Here is a 19,572-nt window from a genome sequence, read left to right as displayed (position 1 = left end):
ACTTTTCGATATTGATGGAAATATTCCAGTTTCTATCAAGGCAGATTTTGGAAACAAGCTATGGTCGCATTAGAAATAGAACAGCTAAAAAAAACATACGCCGGTGGCTTTGAAGCGCTTAAAGGTGTGAGCCTGACCGTTGAGCAAGGTGACTTCTACGCATTGCTTGGGCCTAACGGAGCGGGGAAGTCGACCACCATCGGCATTATCACTTCATTGGTTAACAAAACCTCAGGCAAAGTGAGCGTGTTTGGTCATGATATCGATAAAGAGCTAGAGCTCGCGAAGCAGCAACTAGGTTTAGTGCCGCAAGAGTTCAACTTCAACCAGTTTGAAACGGTGGAGCAAATTGTCCTCCAGCAAGCGGGTTACTACGGTGTACCGAAAGATGTCGCTAAACAAAGAGCACAGAAGTACCTATCTCAGCTTGATTTGTGGGAAAAACGCAGCGAGCGTGCTCGTCATTTGTCGGGTGGGATGAAACGTCGTCTGATGATTGCTCGCGCCTTAATGCATGAGCCTAAACTGCTGATCTTGGATGAACCAACCGCAGGGGTGGATATTGAACTGCGCCGCTCCATGTGGGATTTTCTTAAAGAGATCAATCGTCAAGGTATTACTATTATTTTGACGACTCACTACCTTGAAGAAGCGGAGCTGCTGTGTCGTAACATCGGTATTATTCAGCGCGGTGAGCTGATTGAGAACACGTCGATGAAAGCGCTGCTGAATAAACTGCATGTCGAGACCTTCATTCTTGATATCGAAGGTGATGCAGATATCCCTGAGCTTGAGGGTGTGAATGCACAGCATCTGGTTAATGGCTCTTTAGAGATTGAAATTGAGAAGACTCAGGGGCTTAACCATATCTTCAGTCAGCTATCGGCTTCTGGCATTAAAGTATTATCAATGAGAAACAAAGCGAACCGACTTGAAGAGCTGTTTGTCTCCATTGTTCGTGAACAAACGGAGGCAAAATAATGAACATGTATGGTTTGTATTGGACGGCTTTTAAGAGCTTACTGACCAAAGAGATCAATCGCTTCACACGTATTTGGGTGCAAACTTTGGTACCGCCAGCGATCACCATGACGCTGTACTTTATTATCTTTGGCAGCCTTATCGGCTCACGCATCGGCGAGATGAACGGCTTTAGTTACATGGAGTACATTGTGCCGGGTCTTATCATGATGTCGGTAATTACTAACTCTTACTCTAACGTGGCATCGTCATTCTTCAGCGCTAAGTTTCAGCGCAATATTGAGGAGTTGCTCGTCGCACCGGTGCCAAACTACATCATCATTGCAGGCTTTGTGATGGGCGGCGTAGTGCGTGGGTTACTCGTAGGTACCATAGTGACGATTGTATCGCTGCTGTTTGTCGATCTGCGTGTAGAGCACTGGGGCATCATTATTGCGACGGTATTTTTAACCTCGGTAGTATTTTCACTGGGCGGTCTTATCAACGCCGTGTTTGCAAAGACATTCGATGATATCTCTATTATTCCAACGTTTGTGCTGACCCCTCTGACTTACCTTGGCGGCGTATTCTATTCCATAAGCTTGCTGCCTGATTTTTGGCAGGGCGTGTCGAAAATCAATCCTATAGTCTACATGGTCAACGCGTTCCGCTACGGATTTTTGGGTGTGTCGGATGTAGGGATTGTGACATCTTTTGGCGTACTCTTAGCGTTTATCGTGGTACTTTATGGTGTAGCCCATCATTTAGTGACCAAGGGAATTGGCTTGAGAAGCTAAGGCTTTTTAGCAAGTTCCAAATGATCACAGCGACAAGCGAATGAAACAAGTGGTGGCCTCGGTCACCACTTTTGTTATGAGTCGAGACAAGGACGACAAATGCAACTGCCTCCCGAATTACAACAAGACGCTGATAAGGCGTTAGCGCAACTCAAAGACACCTATTCCGATTTCTCCCAGTGGTCTCAAGAGAGACTAACTCAGCTTCAACAAGTGACGGCAATGAGCAAGTTTGTCACTGAAGCGCTGCAACAAGATCAAACGCTGTTTGAACAACTGCCAGTGATGCTCGCTGAATCAAGCCGCGAGCAGGCGTATCGAGAACGCTTGGCGGCTTTACTGGCTGTATGTGAACAAGAAGTCGATGGTCACCGTGTGTTGCGCCGCTTCCGAAATCGGGAAATGGTGTATATCGCTTGGCGAGATTTCCTCAATGACTGGACGCTGGAAGAGAGCCTAAGTCATTTGTCGATGCTTGCTGAAGCGATGATTGTTGAGACTTACCAATGGCAATACCAAGTTTGTTGTAAGGAGTGGGGCACGCCGTGCAATGCTGAAGGCGAAGCGCAGCCAATGCTGATCATCGGTATGGGTAAGCTTGGCGGTGGCGAGCTTAACTTCTCCTCCGACATCGACCTTATCTTTACCTATCCAGAAAATGGTGAAACTCAAGGTGCTCGCCGCTCGATCGCCAATGCCCAGTTCTTCACTCGCCTCGGTCAGCGCATCATAAAGGCGCTTGATCAGCAAACTTTTGATGGCTTCTGTTATCGCGTAGATATGCGTCTAAGACCATTTGGGGAAAGTGGCCCTTTGGTAATGAGTTACGCAGCACTGGAAGATTATTATCAAGAGCAGGGGCGTGACTGGGAGCGTTACGCCATGGTGAAAGCTCGGGTGATGGGGCGTGAGATGTACCCTGAATACCAGGAGCTTAGACAGATGCTGCGCCCCTTTGTGTTCCGTCGTTACATCGACTTTAGCGCCATCCAATCTTTGCGTCGAATGAAGTCGATGATCAGCAGCGAGGTAAGACGTCGTGGCTTAGGCAACAACATCAAACTCGGAGCCGGTGGCATTCGAGAGGTCGAGTTTATTGCTCAGGTGTTTCAGTTGATCCGCGGTGGCCGTGAGCCAAGTCTTCGTGGCCGAGGCTTGCTGGAGACATTGGACGCCATTGAAACGTTGAAGCTGCTTGAGCTAGGCGAAGTCGATCAACTAAGAGACGGATATTTTTTCTTGCGCCGTCAAGAAAACCTTCTGCAAGCGATGGCTGATAAACAGACTCAAACTCTGCCAGACAACGAGCCCGAACAGCGTAGGCTTGCCTTTGCTATGGGCTTTGACGACTGGCAGAGTATGCTGAGCGCCACTGAGCAGCATATGCTCAACATCCATAATGTGTTTGCTAATCTGATTGGTGAAGATGAGGAAGACGAAGACGCTAATCCAATCGCCAAGCACTTTCATGAACTATGGGACATGGTTGGCCGTGCAGAAGTAATCGAACACATTTTGCAGCATGACCTCAATGTGGAAAATGCACACGACAAGTGTGCGACTATTCAGCAGTTCAAAGCCGATCTGGCTAAAAAGACCTTAGGTCCAAGAGGACGTGAGGTGCTCAACCGATTGATGCCAAAAGTCTTTAGCGCCATTTATAGCCACAAAGACGCTGAGTTCGGTTTACCGCGCGTGTTGCATGTTCTGCATCGAATAGTCACTCGTACGACATACCTGGAGCTGCTCGATGAGCACCCAGCAGCACTGACTCAGCTTGTACGATTGTGTACCGCTAGTCCGATGATTTCAGAGCAGTTGGGGCGCTATCCAATTCTTTTAGATGAGCTTCTCGATCCTGCTCATCTTTATAACCCAGTGCCTTTGGAGTCCTATAAAACTGAACTGCGTGACTACCTAGCTCGTATCCCTGAAGAGGATATGGAGCAGCAGATGGAGGCGCTAAGGCAGTTTAAACAAACCTGTATCCTTCGAATTGCCGCTGCCGATATTGCGGGCGTACTGCCAGTGATGAAGGTAAGCGATCACTTAACTTACCTAGCTGAGGCGATTGTCGAGGCGGGTATTAACCAAGCTTGGCAGCAAATGGCAGCCAAGTATGGTGAACCAACGCATCTAAAAGACCGTGGCAGCAAAGGGTTTGCTGTTATTGGCTATGGCAAAGTTGGCGGCTGGGAGCTTGGCTATAATTCAGACTTGGATATCGTATTTATGCATGACTGCCCTGTGAGTGTGTATACCGACGGTAAGAAAGAGATTGATGGTCGTCAGTTCTACCTGCGTTTAGCGCAGCGCATCATACATATCTTCTCGACACGCACCGCATCGGGCATCCTGTATGAAGTAGATACTAGACTGCGCCCATCTGGTGCGTCAGGGCTACTGGTAAGTCCAACTGATGCGTTTGATGACTATCAGCACAACGATGCTTGGACTTGGGAGCATCAGGCATTAGTACGAGCACGAATGATTTATGGGGACGCGCAATTGGAGCAAGCGTTTGGTGCTACTCGCCACAATATTTTGTGTAAGTCTCGCGATAAGGGTGCTCTGATCGAGCAAGTGGTCGATATGCGTGAGAAAATGCGTGACCATTTGGGCGGTAAGAAAGCGGGGCGCTTTATGCTTAAGCAAGATCCTGGTGGTATCACTGATATTGAGTTTTTGGCTCAGTACTTGGTGCTGCAATACAGCCATGACAAACCGAAACTGACGCGTTGGTCTGATAATGTGCGTATCTTTGAGTCGATGATGGCACAAGGGGTGATGGCAGAAGGGCAGGCGATGGCACTGACTTGTGCTTACACCACATTACGTGATGAGATCCATCACCGTAACCTTCTCAATTTGGATGCGGATGTGGCCGAAGAAAAGTTTGAACCGGAAAAAGCCATTGTGGTCGAAGCATGGAATGCCTGGCTTGGAACCCGCTAGCGAAAAGCATGGCTTGTTTTAGTAGTGCATCGATGAGTTGTGCTACTATCCCATCAAAGGCTTACTGAGATAAAGCCAAAGTAAATTATGATAAGAAGATGCTATGGCATCTTCTTTGTCACTATGTGGAGTACAGAAATGAAACCCATCCTACCGAATTACAGCGACTCTGGCGTATTAATTGTTGGCGATGTGATGCTTGATCGCTATTGGTATGGCCCAACAGGGCGTATCTCACCAGAAGCGCCAGTACCTGTAGTGAAAGTAGAAAACAACGAAGAGCGTCCGGGCGGTGCTGCGAACGTGGCTATGAACATCGCTTCTCTTGGTGGTCATGCTCACACTATTGGTTTAGTGGGTATGGATGAACCAGCGAAAGTGCTTACCGAGACTTTGACTTCACTGAAAGTGAAATGTGACTTTGTTGCTTTGCCAGACTACCCAACCATCACCAAATTGCGTGTATTGAGCCGTGGTCAACAGCTTATCCGTCTTGATTTCGAAGACAAATTTGAGAACACGGATCCAGAGTTGGTACTGGCGAAAATGGAACAAGCGTTACCTGATGTTCGCGCCGTGATCTTATCGGATTATGCCAAAGGCGCACTAGAACACGTTCAGCGCTATATTCAAAAAGCTAAAGCAGCCGGCGTTCCAGTATTTATTGATCCGAAAGGTGCGGATTTTGAACGCTATCGCGGCGCAACGTTGCTGACACCAAACATGACAGAGTTTGAGCATGTTGTCGGCAAGGTGAAAAACGAACAAGAGTTGATTGAAAAAGGTAATGCACTTATCGAACAGTTCGACTTTGAGGCGCTATTGGTGACGCGAAGCGAGCACGGTATGACCTTACTGCGCCGTGGCCAAGAGCCATTCCATCTACCGACCCAGGCTAAAGAAGTCTATGACGTAACAGGTGCAGGCGATACGGTAATATCAGTATTGGCGGCATCGGTTGCAGCAGGTAAACCGCTGGATGAAGCGTGTGCACTTGCTAACGCAGCGGCAGGTGTGGTTGTGGGTAAACTGGGTACGTCAACGCTTTCAACTATTGAGCTTGCGGAAGCTATTCACGGTAGTCAAGATACCGACTATGGCGTGATTAGTGAGCAAGCACTTATCGAAGCGGTTGCTAAAGCGCGCGCGAAAGGCGAGAAAGTAGTCATGACCAATGGCTGCTTTGATATCTTACACGCTGGCCATGTTTCTTATCTGAACCACGCAGCAGAGCTTGGCGATCGCTTGATTGTTGCGGTGAATACTGATGAATCTGTGCGTGAACTGAAAGGCCCTGGTCGCCCGGTGAATCCAACCGATCGCCGTATGGCAGTACTTGCTGGTCTCGGTGCTGTGGATTGGGTGGTTCCGTTTTCGGAAGAGACGCCACGTCGTTTGATCTCTGAAGTATTGCCTACACTTTTAGTGAAAGGCGGCGATTACAAACCAGAAGAGATTGCTGGTGGTAAGGAAGTGATTGCTGCGGGCGGTGAAGTGAAAGTGCTTAACTTCGAGGATGGCTGCTCAACCACAGAAATCATTGAAGCGATTAAAGGTGGCAGAGGCTAATTTAATCCTTTATACCAAGCTAAACAAAAGGGACGCCGAGGCGTCCCTTTTTGGTATTACTAACTATGAGTTAGTTCGCTTTCTTAAGGCCAGCATTGATATCAATGATATCTTGCTCACTCAAGGTGCCAACTGATTGACGTAGGTTTAGAACACTCACAATGTAGTCGTAACGAGCATCAGACAGGTTGCTTTCTGCATCGTACAGCGCCTGAGTTGCTTCTAGTACGTCAACGATAGTACGCGTACCCACATCAAAACCTGCTTTGGTTGCTTCCAGTGCCGATTCAGCAGAAATTACTGTCTGCTCAAATGCACGGATTGCACCGATGGAAGAGTTGATGTTGTTGTTATTCGCACGAACATTACGAACTACCGAGCGGTAAGTTTGCTCTAGCTGTTCGCTTGACTCAACGTACGCAAACTCTGCCTGGCGGGTTTGCGAGGTAATGTTACCACCTGTATATAGCGGTACAGATAGGTTGATACCGGCGTTGAACACATTTGTTGTATCATTTCCGCCTAAAACACGAGTGTTGCTTGAGTTACGCTCATTGTCATAACCGTAACCACCATCAAGTGTAAGCTTAGGTAAATGACCAGAGCTTGCTAACGTGATGTTGTCTTTCGCAATATCTTGACCGATACGTGCTGAGAGTAAATCCAAGTTCTTCGACTGTGCTTCTTCTAGGAAGAAGGTAACGTTTTGCTCTGGGCGAGCCGCTGCGAAACGATCCGTATCAAGGACATCGATATTGTTGTGCTCTTGACCTGTGATTTCACGTAGTGCTTCGTATTGGTTCAGTAGGTTGTTTTCTGCAACCACTTCATCGGCAAGTACGCGGTCATACTGAGCTTGCGCATCGTGTACGTCAGTAATTGCTGATAGACCTACTTCAAAACGCTGTTTAGTCTGCTCTAGCTGGCGAGCTACTGCTGCCTTGTTGGCGCGAACCGATTCAAGAGCATCTTTAGAACGCAGCACTTCAAAGTATGCTTGCGCGGTACGAAGGATTAGGGATTGTTGCGCCGCTGCATATTGAGAGTCCGCTTGACGTGCTGTTTTCTCAGCCGTGTCTAGCGTGATCCAACTTGTACGGTTGTACAGCTCTTGAGAAAAGCCAACGCCAGCTGTTAGGTTATCACTGTCTCCACCTGTGTAGTCCGCACGAGTAAAGTCATACCCAGCGGTCAAGTTGATTTGTGGTAGAAGTGTTGCACGAGCAGAATTGATCGCTTCAAATGCACGATCACGCTGAGCCGCTGCACGCAGCAACTGAGGATCGTTTTGCTTTGCTTGATCGTAGATCTCGGTTAGGGAGTCGGCCCATGCCGCTGCACTTACGCTTCCTAATGCAGCTGTAATAAAGAGTGGAAGCAGTTTTTTCATTTGTCCTAATCCTGCCTAATACTAATAAAGGTATGATTCACAGTTTAACTTAAATTGGCCGTAATTCACTCGAAACTTTGCACTTTTTTACGCAAGCTCACCAAAAGTTGAGACAAATAATTAACCAGAATCAAATTAATTTTGAATTTTTACGTGAAAAATTGAGCCGTGTCCTTGGTAGTCGCTCTATTCCTTGAGTAAACTATAAGGTTCACGGAAGCCAGAGGTCGATGATGAAAGACGGATTACAGCCAAACGAACAGTATACGTCGCAAGACGTAGAGGTTGTGTCAAAACAAACCGTATTTAAAGGTTTTTTTGAAATGGTTCAGTTTCGCTTCAAGCATAAACGCTTTGAAGGGGGCTGGAGTGCATTAATTGACCGAGAAATGTTTGTTCGTGGTGATGCAGCCGCTATGCTGCCTTATGATCCGATTACTGACCAAGTCGTGCTTATTGAACAAATCCGTGTTGGCGCTCTCGAGCATCCTAATCCGTGGCAAATAGAAATTGTTGCCGGCATTGTCGATAAGCAAGAGAGTATCGAAGAGCTGGTTTGCCGTGAAGCAGTGGAAGAAGCGGGCGTTGATGTAAAGCAATTGGTGCCGATCACGCGCTATTACCCATCTTCAGGTGGCTGTAATGAGCGTATTTCCGTGTTTGTTGGCTATGTTGATGCGACGCAAGCGTCTGGCGTACATGGTCTGGAAAGTGAAGGTGAAGATATTCGCGTAAGCGTGGTATCTCGCGAACGTGCATACCAAATGGTGGAGAGTGGCGAGATTGAAAATGGCGCCTCCATTATCGCCTTACAATGGCTACAACTGAATTACCAAAAGCTCAAGCAGCAATGGTAGAGGGAATTTTTATGGCTCGCGTTGTCGATACTAATACGTATCATGTTGATCTTGCTGAGTTAATGCGTGTCTATGAAACCAACTACGCTAAGCTCAATCGCTTGATCCCGACACAGCCAGAAGTTGGGGATGTACGCTGTTATCAAGCGGGCTCACTGACTTACCAGTTAGAAGTGCGAGAAGTGACGAAGTACACAACATTGGTTGAAATTTTCCAAGATGATGAGCTTCCTGTTTTCCCATTGCCTAAAATGACCGTTAGGCTCTATCACGATGCAAAAGTGGCAGAGGTAAGTGATTGTGAAAACGCGTCTCGCGTCCAAGCAAGGTACGATTACCCCAACGCAAAAATGCATCAAAAGGACGAAAAATTTCAGTTTAATCAGTTTTTAAGTGATTGGCTGACGTTCTGTTTAAAAAATGGCATTAGTCGAGCTCCGATCATGTATCGCAGCTAACAAGAATTATAATTTCAGGTTTTTAATATTTTGAACACAACACCCAGTGATGAATCTCAGTTAAGTAGCGTTAGGTTGCTGCAATTAACGGACACGCATCTGTTTGCGCCTGATGATGGTTGCTTACTGAGTGTTAATACCCAAGATAGTTTTCACGCCGTCGTAGCGGAAGTTATGCAGCAAGGCATACCGTTTGATGCCTTGCTTGCGACGGGCGATATTTCTCAGGATCATACCGAAGCGTCGTATCAAAAATTTGTCGATGGTATCGAACCGTTAGGCTTGCCTTGTTATTGGCTGCCTGGCAACCATGACTATAAGCCGTGCATGAACAGTGTCGTGAGCGCACCGCTTATTCAAGATGTGACTTACGCATTGCTCGGTGAGCATTGGCAAGTATTGTTGCTTGATTCGCAAGTGGTTGGTGTGCCTCACGGTAGGCTCAGTGACAGTCAGTTGGACTTTTTAGATCGTAAACTGACCGAGCACAGCGACAGACATACATTAGTGCTATTGCATCACCACCCGATGCTGGTGAATAGTGCATGGCTTGACCAACACTCGCTCAAAGATGCGCACGAGTTTTGGCAGGTAGTTGAAAAGCACAACAATGTACGCGCTGTATTGTGTGGCCATATCCATCAAGAGTTGGATCACCTTCGCAATGATGTTCGCGTGCTTGCAACACCATCAACGTGTGTGCAGTTTAAACCAAACTCTAATGAGTTTGCGCTTGATACTTGCTCACCAGGTTGGCGCGAGTTAGAGCTTTGTGCTGATGGAGAGGTAAAAACAACGGTAAAAAGGCTGCCGCATGGCGCATTTCGTCCTGACTTTAACGCGGAAGGTTACTAATGAGCGTAAAGCGTCCACTGCTTCTTTATATCCACGGCTTTAACAGCTCACCCAAGTCGTTTAAGGCGCAAGCCATGTTGGCGTATTGTCAGCAGGCGAGACCCGATATCAAAGTTGTCGTACCGCAAATGCCGTGCTTTCCAGAGCAGGCTGCCCGTTACCTTGAGCAGATCGTGACGCAATACCAAGCGGACTACCAGATAGCACTGGTTGGGAGCTCACTGGGGGGATACTTGTCAACCTGGCTCAATCATCATTATGGCTTTAAAGCCGTATTGATAAACCCAGCGGTTAAACCTTACGAGTTATTGCTCGACTTCCTCGGTGAACAGCAAAACCCATATACTAACGAACGTTACACGTTGGAAGCGAAACACATTGATGATCTAAAAGCACTCGATGTCGAGACCATTCAATCACCTGATGATTTTTGGCTGTTGCAGCAAGAGGGCGATGAAGTTCTAGATTATCGCCAGGCAGTCGACAAGTATCGCCAATGCATGCAAACTGTCGAGGAAAATGGCGATCATAGCTTTGTCGGTTTTGAACGATTCCCTGAACAGATTATCCGCTTCTTAGGCCTGTAATCGTCGCTTTTTTCGTCTCCCCTTGAGGAGACAGTCATAATTTTCCCTCCAACTTCTGCGTGAAACTTGACAACACCTGCATTGGGCCAGACTATGATGTGTCTGTACTTACGCGTAGCCCGCAGTGGTGCACTAGTCAACGATGCACGACTGAACAAACGGGCCAGCGACTTTAAGTCGCAATCTCTATTTTTGCTGCTAAGTATCAATCATTATTTGAGTAAAATTTCCGTATTATGACAGAACAATATAATGCTGGAGCCATTGAGGTTCTCAATGGTCTTGAGCCAGTACGTCGCCGACCAGGGATGTATACGGATACAGCGCGCCCAAACCATTTGGGCCAAGAAGTTATCGATAACAGTGTCGATGAAGCGCTAGCCGGACATGCCTCTAAGGTACAAGTCATTCTGCATGCCGACCAATCGCTAGAAGTGATTGATGATGGTCGTGGTATGCCCGTCGATATCCACCCTGAAGAGAAGATTTCAGGTGTTGAGCTTATTTTCTGTAAGCTCCACGCGGGTGGCAAGTTCTCGAACAAAAACTATCAATTCTCCGGCGGTTTGCACGGGGTTGGTATCTCCGTGGTTAACGCACTTTCGAAACGCGTTGAAGTGGCAGTGCGTCGCGACGGCCAAGTGTATGAAATGGCCTTTGAGCACGGTAATAAAGTTCAGGAGCTGACAGTCACTGGCACTTGTGGTCGCCGTAATCGCGGTACCAGCGTTCATTTCTGGCCTGATGTGAGCTATTTTGACTCGGCGAACTTCTCGGTCACTCGTCTGGTGAACAACCTGCGTGCGAAAGCGGTGTTGTGTCCGGGTCTGGAAATTACCTTTACCGATAAGGTAAATGGCAAAGACTATAACTGGTACTACGAAGATGGTCTAAAAGACTATCTAGCGGAAGGCGTAAAAGGTTACGCAGTCCTACCTGAAGCACCATTTACCGGCGAATTTACCGCAGAGACTGAAGCGGCAACCTGGGCTGTGATCTGGCAGCCAGAAGGCGGTGAGATGATCACCGAAAGCTATGTTAACTTGATCCCAACAGCTCAAGGCGGTACGCACGTTAATGGTCTGCGTCAAGGCTTACTGGATGCGATGCGCGAGTTCTGTGAGTTCCGTAATTTGCTTCCTCGTGGCGTTAAGCTAACCGGTGATGACGTATTTGAGCGATGCTCATACGTACTGTCTATTAAGATGCAAGATCCGCAGTTTGCAGGACAAACTAAAGAGCGCCTCTCTTCTCGTCAGTGTGCTGCGTTTGTTTCTGGCGTGGTCAAAGATGCGTTTAGCCTATGGCTAAATGAAAAGCCTCAGCTTGCTGAGCAATTGGCAGAAGTCTGTATTGCCAACGCGCATCGTCGTATGCGTGCCAGTAAAAAAGTGGTGCGTAAGAAGGTAGCTTCTGGTCCTGCACTACCGGGTAAGCTGACGGATTGTTCACAACAAGATCTTAACCGCACCGAAATTTTCTTCGTGGAGGGTGACTCGGCGGGTGGCAGTGCCAAGCAGGCACGCGATCGTGAGTTCCAAGCAGTGATGCCATTGCGTGGTAAAATCCTCAATACATGGGAAGTATCGGCAGACCAAGTTTTGGCGTCGCAAGAAGTACACGACATCTCCGTGGCTTTGGGTATTGACCCAGATACCGAAAACCTTGATGGTCTTCGCTACGGTAAAGTCTGTATCCTTGCCGATGCGGACTCGGATGGTCTGCACATTGCGACGCTTCTATGTGCACTCTTTACTAAACACTTCCGTTCATTGGTTGCCGCCGGGCACGTCTATGTCGCAATGCCACCACTGTATCGTATCGATTGTGGTAAAGAGGTGTTCTACGCCCTTGATGACGATGAAAAAGATGGCGTGCTTGAACGTCTGAGCAAGAAAAAAGCGAAGATCAACGTCCAACGATTTAAAGGTCTGGGTGAGATGAACCCATTGCAGCTGCGTGAAACCACGATGGATCCAAATACCCGTCGCTTGGTGCAGTTGACCATTGATGATGACGAAGCCACCAATGAGATGATGGATATGCTGCTTGGTAAAAAGCGTGCTGACGATCGTCGTAGCTGGCTACAAAACAACGGTGACATGGCTGAGGTATAACAATGTCGACTGAAATGTCTTTTGATGGTGTAGAACAGCTGCCTCTGCGAAAGTTCACTGAAGACGCCTATCTGAATTACTCAATGTACGTGATTATGGATCGTGCATTGCCTTACATCGGTGATGGATTAAAACCCGTGCAACGCCGCATTATCTATGCGATGTCTGAGCTGGGTCTGTCCGCATCGGCGAAATACAAAAAATCTGCACGTACCGTTGGTGATGTGTTGGGTAAATATCACCCACACGGCGACTCTGCGTGTTATGAAGCCATGGTATTGATGGCTCAGCCATTCTCATATCGCTACCCATTGGTGGACGGTCAAGGTAACTGGGGTGCCCCAGATGATCCTAAATCGTTCGCGGCAATGCGTTATACCGAAGCCAAGCTGTCTAAGTTTGCTGAAGTTTTGCTGGGTGAAGTTGGCCAAGGCACGGTTGAGTGGCAGCCAAACTTTGACGGCACGATGAAAGAGCCGAAGATCTTACCGGCACGATTGCCCCATATCTTGCTTAATGGCATTACGGGTATCGCAGTTGGTATGGCTACTGATATCCCACCGCATAATATGCGTGAGATTGCCGACGCGACAATTCATCTTATTGATAAGCCAAAATCTGAGCTTGCTGAGGTGATGGAGTTTGTTAAAGGGCCGGATTACCCGACTGAAGCTGAAATCATTTCACCGCAAGCCGACCTAGAGAAAATCTATCGTACGGGTCGTGGTAGCGTGAAGATGCGTGCAGTGTGGCACAAAGAGGGCTCGGAGATTGTGATCACTGCGCTGCCACATCAGGTTTCTGGCGCTAAGCTTTTGGAGCAGATTGCAAACCAGATGCGAGCGAAGAAGCTGCCTATGGTAGACGATCTTCGTGATGAGTCTGATCACGAAAACCCAACGCGTATCGTTGTGGTGCCGCGCTCAAACCGCATTGATTGCGACCAGCTTATGAATCATTTGTTCGCATCGACCGATCTTGAGAAGAACTTCCGTGTGAACCTCAACATGATTGGTCTCGATAACCGTCCACAAGTGAAAGGTCTGATACAGATCTTAACAGAGTGGATTGAGTATCGCCGTGAGACAGTGCGCAAGCGTCTTCAGTATCGTCTAGACAAGATCCTTGCTCGTTTGCACATCCTTGAAGGTTTGTTGGTTGCGTACCTCAACCTTGATGAAGTGATTGAGATTATCCGTACTGAGGACGAACCAAAAGCCGTACTGATGGCGCGCTTCGGGATTACGGATATTCAAGCGGATGCGATTCTGGACACCAAACTTCGCCACCTTGCGAAGCTAGAAGAAATGAAGATCCGCGGTGAACAAGGCGAGCTTGAGAAAGAGCGTGAGAAGCTTGAAAAGCTACTTGGCTCTGAGCGTCGTATGAACACGCTATTGAAGAAAGAAATCCAAGCTGACGCTGAGAAATACGGTGACGATCGCCGCTCTCCAATCGTTGAGCGTGCAGAAGCGAAAGCGATGACCGAGCGTGACTTGGTACCAAGCGAACCAATCACTGTTGTGCTTTCGGAGAAAGGTTGGATCCGTCACGCGAAAGGCCACGATGTGGATGCGAGCGGGCTCAACTACAAAGCGGGCGATAAATTCTTAGCCTCCGCTAAAGGTAAGAGTAGTCAGCCAGCGGTATTCCTTGGCAGTGATGGGCGCAGTTACTCGTTGGAGTCACACTCGTTGCCATCGGCTCGTAGCCAAGGTGAACCAATTACAGGTCGACTCAACATCAGTGCTGGCTCAACAGTGCGCCAAGTCGTGATGGGTGAAGAAGATCAGCTATGGTTGATTGGCTCAGATGCGGGTTATGGCTTTGTGTGTAAAGGTAGTGATCTGCTATCGAAGAACCGCAGCGGTAAAGCGTTGGTGACTCTGCCACAAGCTTCTGAAGTGATGACGCCAGCAACGGTTGGCGATCTTGAGTCAGACGAAATCTTAGCGATCACCAACCAAGGCCGTATGCTACTGTTCCCGATTAAAGATTTGCCGCAGTTAGGCAAAGGTAAAGGGAACAAGATCATCAACATTCCATCGGCTAAGGCTAAAGCGCGTGAGGAGTTTGTCTCTCACTTGATGGCATTGCCACAAGGTGTATCCATTACCCTTTATGCGGGTAAGCGCAAGCTTGGACTGAAAGCGAGTGATCTGGATAACTTCCGTGGTGAGCGTGGGCGTCGTGGCGGGCTACTACCAAGAGGTCTTCAGCGTGTGACTCGTATTGAGGTAGATACTGGTAACGCACCAGAAGCTGCTATCGAAGAATAGTAAGCGAATAAAACAAAAAACCTCCGACACTGTCGGAGGTTTTTTTATATCTGCTATAAAGTACTAAGTCTAGCGATGCGCTAGTCTCGGCTGTCTTCACCCACAGTGACCGGTAAGATAAGCTCCTTGCCGTCCCGCAGCAGTTTCACGTCAACCGTAGTGCCGGGTCTCAGGTCGGTAACTAAATCCAAAACGCCTTGACGGCCATTCAGTTTATTGCCGTCAATCATTAGGACGATGTCTTGCACTTCAATACCGGCTTTGGCAGCCGGCCCTTCAGGATCAAGCCCTAGCACTATGATGCCACCAATGTGTTCATTGCCGAGTAGGCGAGCAGTGACGGAGTTAATATCTTGGCCATCAATGCCAATATAGCCGCGGATAACGCGTCCATCAGCGATGATTTTTTCCATGATTTTACTCGCCAACTGATAAGGAATAGCAAATGAAATACCGTAGGTTTCTAAATCAGTTGCTTGCTGGAATGAGGCGGTGTTAATACCAACAAGCTCACCAAGCGTATTTACCAATGCACCCCCTGAGTTACCTTGGTTGATAGCTGCGTCGGTTTGGATGAAGGCTTGAATACCGCCAGCGCTAATGGATGAGCGTCCAGTGGCAGAGATGATGCCGAAGGTGGTGGTCTGTCCTAAGTTGTATGGATTACCAATCGCCAGTACCACATCGCCAACTTTTGGTGAGTAGTTTGGATTGAGTGGGATTACAGGGAGGTTCCCCCCTTCAATGCGCAGTACCGCAATGTCGGTGCGCTGATCTTTACCAACAAGCTGGGCAGCAGCAACGCGCCCATCTTGTAGTGCGACAATGATCTGGTCAGCATTGGCGACGACGTGATAATTGGTAATGATGTAGCCTTTATCACTGACGATTACGCCTGAGCCTAGACCTTGTGTTGACAGTGTGGTGCGATCGCTCTCTTTATACTGACGACTGTAAATATTGACGACTGCAGGCGCCGCCTTGCGTACCGCTTGATTAAATGAGACTTGCTGAGATTGATCGTATTCAGGTTGCGAGACGATATTATTCGGTATGACGTTTTGTCTGAGGGAAGGTACCGCTAGTAGCACTAAGAGCGCCGTAATAAGACCCATAGATACAGAGCGGATTAAAAAGTTCAGCATTTTTCCCTCGAGTTGAATCGAAAATATAGCCGCAATGTCAGACTTAGCAAACGGTCACCTTGTTAAGTTAGTATTAACTAACTCGCAAAACGAGATGATTTTTTGAAATCAACCAAAAAAGTAAAAGACGTACAGCAGAGTTCGAAAGGATATCATTTATACCGCTGAGAATAAAAGAGCAGCCTCAACAGGGCTGCTCTATGACACAAAATTAACCAAGTTGAGTCGTGATTATCGAACGACTAGGTAGATGGTTCTGTCTCCGCGCTGAATGTTCAGTGCTAATACACCAGGTTTTTTCTCAAGCAGCTTACGCAGCTGTGCGACGTTTTTCACTCGAGTACGGTTCACGCCGATGATGATGTCATCTTTTTGCAGCTCGTATTGAGCGGCAGGAGAGCCTTCTGCAACCGATGTCACCTTGACCCCTTCAATGGCATCACTGCTGGTCGTGTTGGCAAACTCTGCTCCAGTGAGTCCTTCATGAAGCTTGTCCGCTTTAGTTGCTGATTGTGTGGACTCTTTCAGCGTCGCTTCGAAAGACTTTTCTTTGCCATCACGAACCACGCCAAGCGTGACCGTTTTGCCCGCCCCGAGAGTGGCGACTTTGGCACGTAGTTCGCTAAAGGTGGAGATTTTCTTACCATTTACCGAGACGATGATATCGCCAGCTTCCAGCCCTGCTTTGTCTGCTGCACTATCAGGTACGACTTGGCTAACAAACGCACCTTTGCTTGAATCATAGCCGAGTGCTTCTGCAAGCTCTGAGGTGACTTCGCCACCTTGAACGCCCAGCATGCCACGTTTCACCTCACCAAACTCAATGATTTGACCGGTAAGGTTGGTCATCATGTTCGATGGGATGGCGAAACCAATACCAACGTTGCCACCATTTGGTCCTAAGATGGCAGTGTTGATACCAATAAGCTCACCGTTGAGGTTTACCAAGGCACCACCAGAGTTACCGCTGTTAATAGCCGCATCGGTCTGAATGAAGTTTTCAAAGTTTTCAATGTTGAGGCCACTTCGCCCTAGCGCGGATACAATACCGGAAGTAACAGTTTGTCCTAGACCAAATGGGTTACCAATCGCGACGGTAAAGTCACCGACACGAAGCCCGTCTGAATCAGCCACTTTAATTTCTGTAAGGTTCTTAACGCCATCCACTTTTAGCAGGGCGACGTCCGACATTTCATCACCGCCAACAAGTTCAGCGTCGAACTCACGTCCATCACCAAGTTTGATGCGGATTTCTTCCGCGCCATTGATGACGTGATAGTTCGTCACGATGTAGCCTTTATCGGCATCAATGACGACACCGGAGCCTAGCCCGCGGAATGGGCGCTCTTGAAGCTGTTCTGTAGGAAAGTCAGGACCAAAGAAAAAGCGAAACTGGTCTGGCAGTTGTTGTCGAGAAACTTGTGTCCCCTCTACGGCGATGCTGACCACCGCTGGGGTGACCTTTTCTAACATAGGTGCAAGGCTTGGTAGTTGTTCACCGTTAACAGACAGTGGTAGAGCGGCCGTCGCAGGTAGTGGGGCGATGATTGCACTTAGGCTTAACGAAAGAACAGTTAACACAAGTACGGGTTTTTTCATCATAAAACTCCTCATAGGATCAGTAAGGTTTATGACTCAACGATTGTAGTAAAGTTCAGCCTTAATATAAAAACGGCCAGCGATTGATTTAATGGCTGGCCGATTCCGGTGTTTCTAATTAAGAAGCTTTGGCTGTGGTTACGGGCTCTTGAGCGATGGCCGAAGGGGCTTCGACCACTTCTTTTTTCTCTTCTCTCAATAGACCGGTTGCACCGTTAACATAATCTTTAGGTGGCTGATCAGTAGAATCGTTAGCGTCAATGACTTCTACGTTGTGTTCAGCAATTTTCTTCACAAATGGATTATCTTGCTCAGGAAGGTTAGGCATTAGCTCAGTTGAAGTTTTAGCCATGTGTTGATAAAGCTTAGTGTAGTCTTTGCCCAGCGTGTCGAGCATTTCTGCGGTTTGCGCAAAATGATCCGACAGTTCTTGTCTTTGCTGTTCTAATGCAAATTTAGCGGATTCGAGGTCTTTTTGTAGCGTCTTTTGTTTTTTGTATTGTGGAGTAGTCAGTCGGGAAATCACAATTCCTAGAATAGCACCAACTAGCAAGCCGACAATGGCATAGATCCAAGGCATAACAGCTCCTTTATAATGATTATTAACATGCGCGTTACCAAGTGGTTACACACGTCGTATAGCCATGTTACTATGAGAGTTCGAGCCAATAAAGCAAAAATACGCGCTCTTTAGCCCTTGGATCAGTGTTGCGAGTAATCCATGACGCCCATAGAAAGATATGAACACGATATTGAAACAAATGGTTTCCAGGCAGACCCTGCCCAACGCACTGCAGTGGAAGCCTTAGACAAACTACACCATCAATTTAGTGACTATTTAAAATTTGAAGCGCCTCCGCTTTCAATGATGCAAAAGCTGCTAGGAAAGAAGCCAGAACAAGCAATACCTCCGAAGGGGCTGTATTTCTGGGGTGGAGTAGGGCGAGGCAAAACCTATTTGATGGACGCATTTTTTGATAGTTTGCCGACATCGAGAAAAATGCGAGTCCACTTCCACCGCTTCATGTATCGCGTACATGATGAACTAAAACGACTTGGAGACGTTGAAAACCCGTTAGAGAAAGTCGCAGACATCTTTGAATCCGAAGCTAAAATTATTTGCTTCGATGAGTTTTTTGTCTCTGATATTACGGATGCGATGATTCTAGCGACCTTGCTACAAGAGCTGTTTAAGCGTGGGGTTGTTCTTGTCGCAACGTCCAATATCCCTCCGGAAAACTTGTATCGCAACGGCTTGCAGCGTGCCCGATTTATGCCGGCCATTTCGCTGATTCAAAGTCAGTGTGTGGTGCTAAATGTCGACAGCGGTATTGATTATAGACTTCGAACGCTTGAGCAGGCAGAGATTTACCATTTCCCACTCGATGAGGCGGCTAACCAAAATCTTGAGCGCTATTTCAATCAGTTGGTAATGGACGATCGCGTTCATGACGCTAGTATTGAGATTAATCACCGTGATGTTGACGTGTTTGCCGCCGCTGACGATGTCTTGTTCGCAAGTTTCGCACAGTTGTGTCAAACCATGCGTAGTCAAAACGACTATATAGAGATGTCTAAAATTTATCACACGGTGCTGCTGGCTGATGTGAAGCAGATGGATGCGAAACTGGATGATGCCGCTAGGCGCTTTATCGCGTTAGTGGATGAATTTTATGAAAGACGGGTAAAGCTGATCATTTCAGCCGAAGTCGCTTTAGAGGAGTTGTACACTCACGGTCAATTGGAGTTTGAGTTTAAGCGATGTATTTCGCGACTCACCGAGATGCAAAGTCACGACTATTTGGCTTCTGAGCACCTCCCTTGATGTTTTTGGCCAATTTGTCCAAAAAATAGATGATTTTTTCCGCGAGCTTCTCTATAATCCTGCGACCCACCGTTACTGCAGGCGAGTTTCTTCAAATTTTTTGAGGAACGATGCCGAGAGTTTCAACACTCGAAGGGGTGATGTATGGGCTCTTAGACAGTGGGAGCGAAAGCTCCTTA

At 47.6% G+C, this 19,572-nt stretch carries 15 protein-coding genes; 11 read left to right on the top strand and 4 right to left on the bottom strand.

Features of this window, described 5'->3' with window-relative positions:
* Positions 1–60: 60 nt before the first annotated feature.
* The 4 genes from L4C42_RS12135 to hldE all read left to right on the top strand — a co-directional run bounded on the left by L4C42_RS12135 (position 61) and on the right by hldE (position 6,281).
* The gene (locus L4C42_RS12135; RefSeq protein WP_353497789.1) at positions 61–981 is read left to right on the top strand and encodes an ABC transporter ATP-binding protein; all 921 of its coding nucleotides are present in this window, start codon (positions 61–63) and stop codon (positions 979–981) included.
* Positions 982–986: 5 nt separating this feature from the next.
* Positions 987–1,757 (top strand): ABC transporter permease, encoded by a 771-nt coding sequence (locus L4C42_RS12130; RefSeq protein WP_112459491.1) that lies wholly within the window; start codon positions 987–989, stop codon positions 1,755–1,757.
* A gap of 99 nt (positions 1,758–1,856) precedes the next feature.
* The gene (glnE, locus tag L4C42_RS12125; RefSeq protein ID WP_429760641.1) at positions 1,857–4,712 is read left to right on the top strand and encodes a bifunctional [glutamate--ammonia ligase]-adenylyl-L-tyrosine phosphorylase/[glutamate--ammonia-ligase] adenylyltransferase; all 2,856 of its coding nucleotides are present in this window, start codon (positions 1,857–1,859) and stop codon (positions 4,710–4,712) included.
* A gap of 138 nt (positions 4,713–4,850) precedes the next feature.
* Positions 4,851–6,281 (top strand): bifunctional D-glycero-beta-D-manno-heptose-7-phosphate kinase/D-glycero-beta-D-manno-heptose 1-phosphate adenylyltransferase HldE, encoded by a 1,431-nt coding sequence (gene hldE / locus L4C42_RS12120; RefSeq protein WP_353497791.1) that lies wholly within the window; start codon positions 4,851–4,853, stop codon positions 6,279–6,281.
* A gap of 70 nt (positions 6,282–6,351) precedes the next feature.
* Here the strand turns inward: hldE and tolC are convergent, their stop codons facing one another.
* The gene (gene tolC / locus L4C42_RS12115) at positions 6,352–7,671 is read right to left on the bottom strand and encodes an outer membrane channel protein TolC (RefSeq protein WP_418641757.1); all 1,320 of its coding nucleotides are present in this window, start codon (positions 7,669–7,671) and stop codon (positions 6,352–6,354) included.
* Positions 7,672–7,904: 233 nt separating this feature from the next.
* Between tolC and nudF the strand changes: the two genes are divergently transcribed.
* From nudF to parC, 6 genes are all read left to right on the top strand, one after another.
* A complete protein-coding gene (nudF, locus tag L4C42_RS12110) occupies positions 7,905–8,528 on the top strand; it encodes an ADP-ribose diphosphatase (protein WP_353498652.1) in 624 nt (207 codons plus the stop codon).
* 11 nt (positions 8,529–8,539) lie between these two features.
* The gene (locus L4C42_RS12105; RefSeq protein ID WP_112459463.1) at positions 8,540–8,986 is read left to right on the top strand and encodes a DUF1249 family protein; all 447 of its coding nucleotides are present in this window, start codon (positions 8,540–8,542) and stop codon (positions 8,984–8,986) included.
* A 30-nt stretch (positions 8,987–9,016) separates the two neighbouring features.
* A complete protein-coding gene (cpdA, locus tag L4C42_RS12100; RefSeq protein WP_418641756.1) occupies positions 9,017–9,841 on the top strand; it encodes a 3',5'-cyclic-AMP phosphodiesterase in 825 nt (274 codons plus the stop codon).
* Positions 9,841–10,428: an esterase YqiA gene (yqiA, locus tag L4C42_RS12095; RefSeq protein ID WP_353497793.1), complete on the top strand. Its 588-nt coding sequence runs from the start codon at positions 9,841–9,843 to the stop codon at positions 10,426–10,428. Before cpdA ends, yqiA begins: the two co-directional genes overlap by 1 nt.
* Before the next feature lie 236 nt (positions 10,429–10,664).
* On the top strand, positions 10,665–12,545 hold the full coding sequence (gene parE, locus L4C42_RS12090) for a DNA topoisomerase IV subunit B (RefSeq protein WP_353497794.1): 1,881 nt from the start codon (positions 10,665–10,667) through the stop codon (positions 12,543–12,545).
* A gap of 2 nt (positions 12,546–12,547) precedes the next feature.
* Positions 12,548–14,824: a DNA topoisomerase IV subunit A gene (gene parC, locus L4C42_RS12085; protein WP_353497795.1), complete on the top strand. Its 2,277-nt coding sequence runs from the start codon at positions 12,548–12,550 to the stop codon at positions 14,822–14,824.
* Positions 14,825–14,904: 80 nt separating this feature from the next.
* Here parC and degS read toward each other — a convergent pair whose 3' ends face one another.
* The 3 genes from degS to zapG form a co-directional block, all read right to left on the bottom strand.
* On the bottom strand, positions 14,905–15,969 hold the full coding sequence (gene degS, locus L4C42_RS12080) for an outer membrane-stress sensor serine endopeptidase DegS (protein WP_042501093.1): 1,065 nt from the start codon (positions 15,967–15,969) through the stop codon (positions 14,905–14,907).
* Positions 15,970–16,200: 231 nt separating this feature from the next.
* Positions 16,201–17,568, bottom strand: coding sequence for a Do family serine endopeptidase (locus L4C42_RS12075; RefSeq protein ID WP_353498653.1), 1,368 nt, complete (start codon positions 17,566–17,568; stop codon positions 16,201–16,203).
* 118 nt (positions 17,569–17,686) lie between these two features.
* Positions 17,687–18,148, bottom strand: a complete 462-nt coding sequence (zapG, locus tag L4C42_RS12070) for a Z-ring associated protein ZapG (RefSeq protein WP_353497796.1) — start codon at positions 18,146–18,148, stop codon at positions 17,687–17,689.
* Between the two features lie 141 nt (positions 18,149–18,289).
* Here zapG and zapE point away from each other — a divergent pair, with 141 nt between their 5' ends.
* A complete protein-coding gene (gene zapE, locus L4C42_RS12065; RefSeq protein WP_353497797.1) occupies positions 18,290–19,393 on the top strand; it encodes a cell division protein ZapE in 1,104 nt (367 codons plus the stop codon).
* The last annotated feature ends 179 nt before the right edge of the window (positions 19,394–19,572 follow it).

This window comes from Vibrio wakamikoensis (genome assembly GCF_050337275.1).
In the GTDB taxonomy this organism is placed as follows: Bacteria; Pseudomonadota; Gammaproteobacteria; order Enterobacterales; family Vibrionaceae; genus Vibrio; species Vibrio chaetopteri.
Note: the sequence above shows the minus strand (reverse complement) of the source record. Positions and strands in the feature narration are given on the sequence as shown.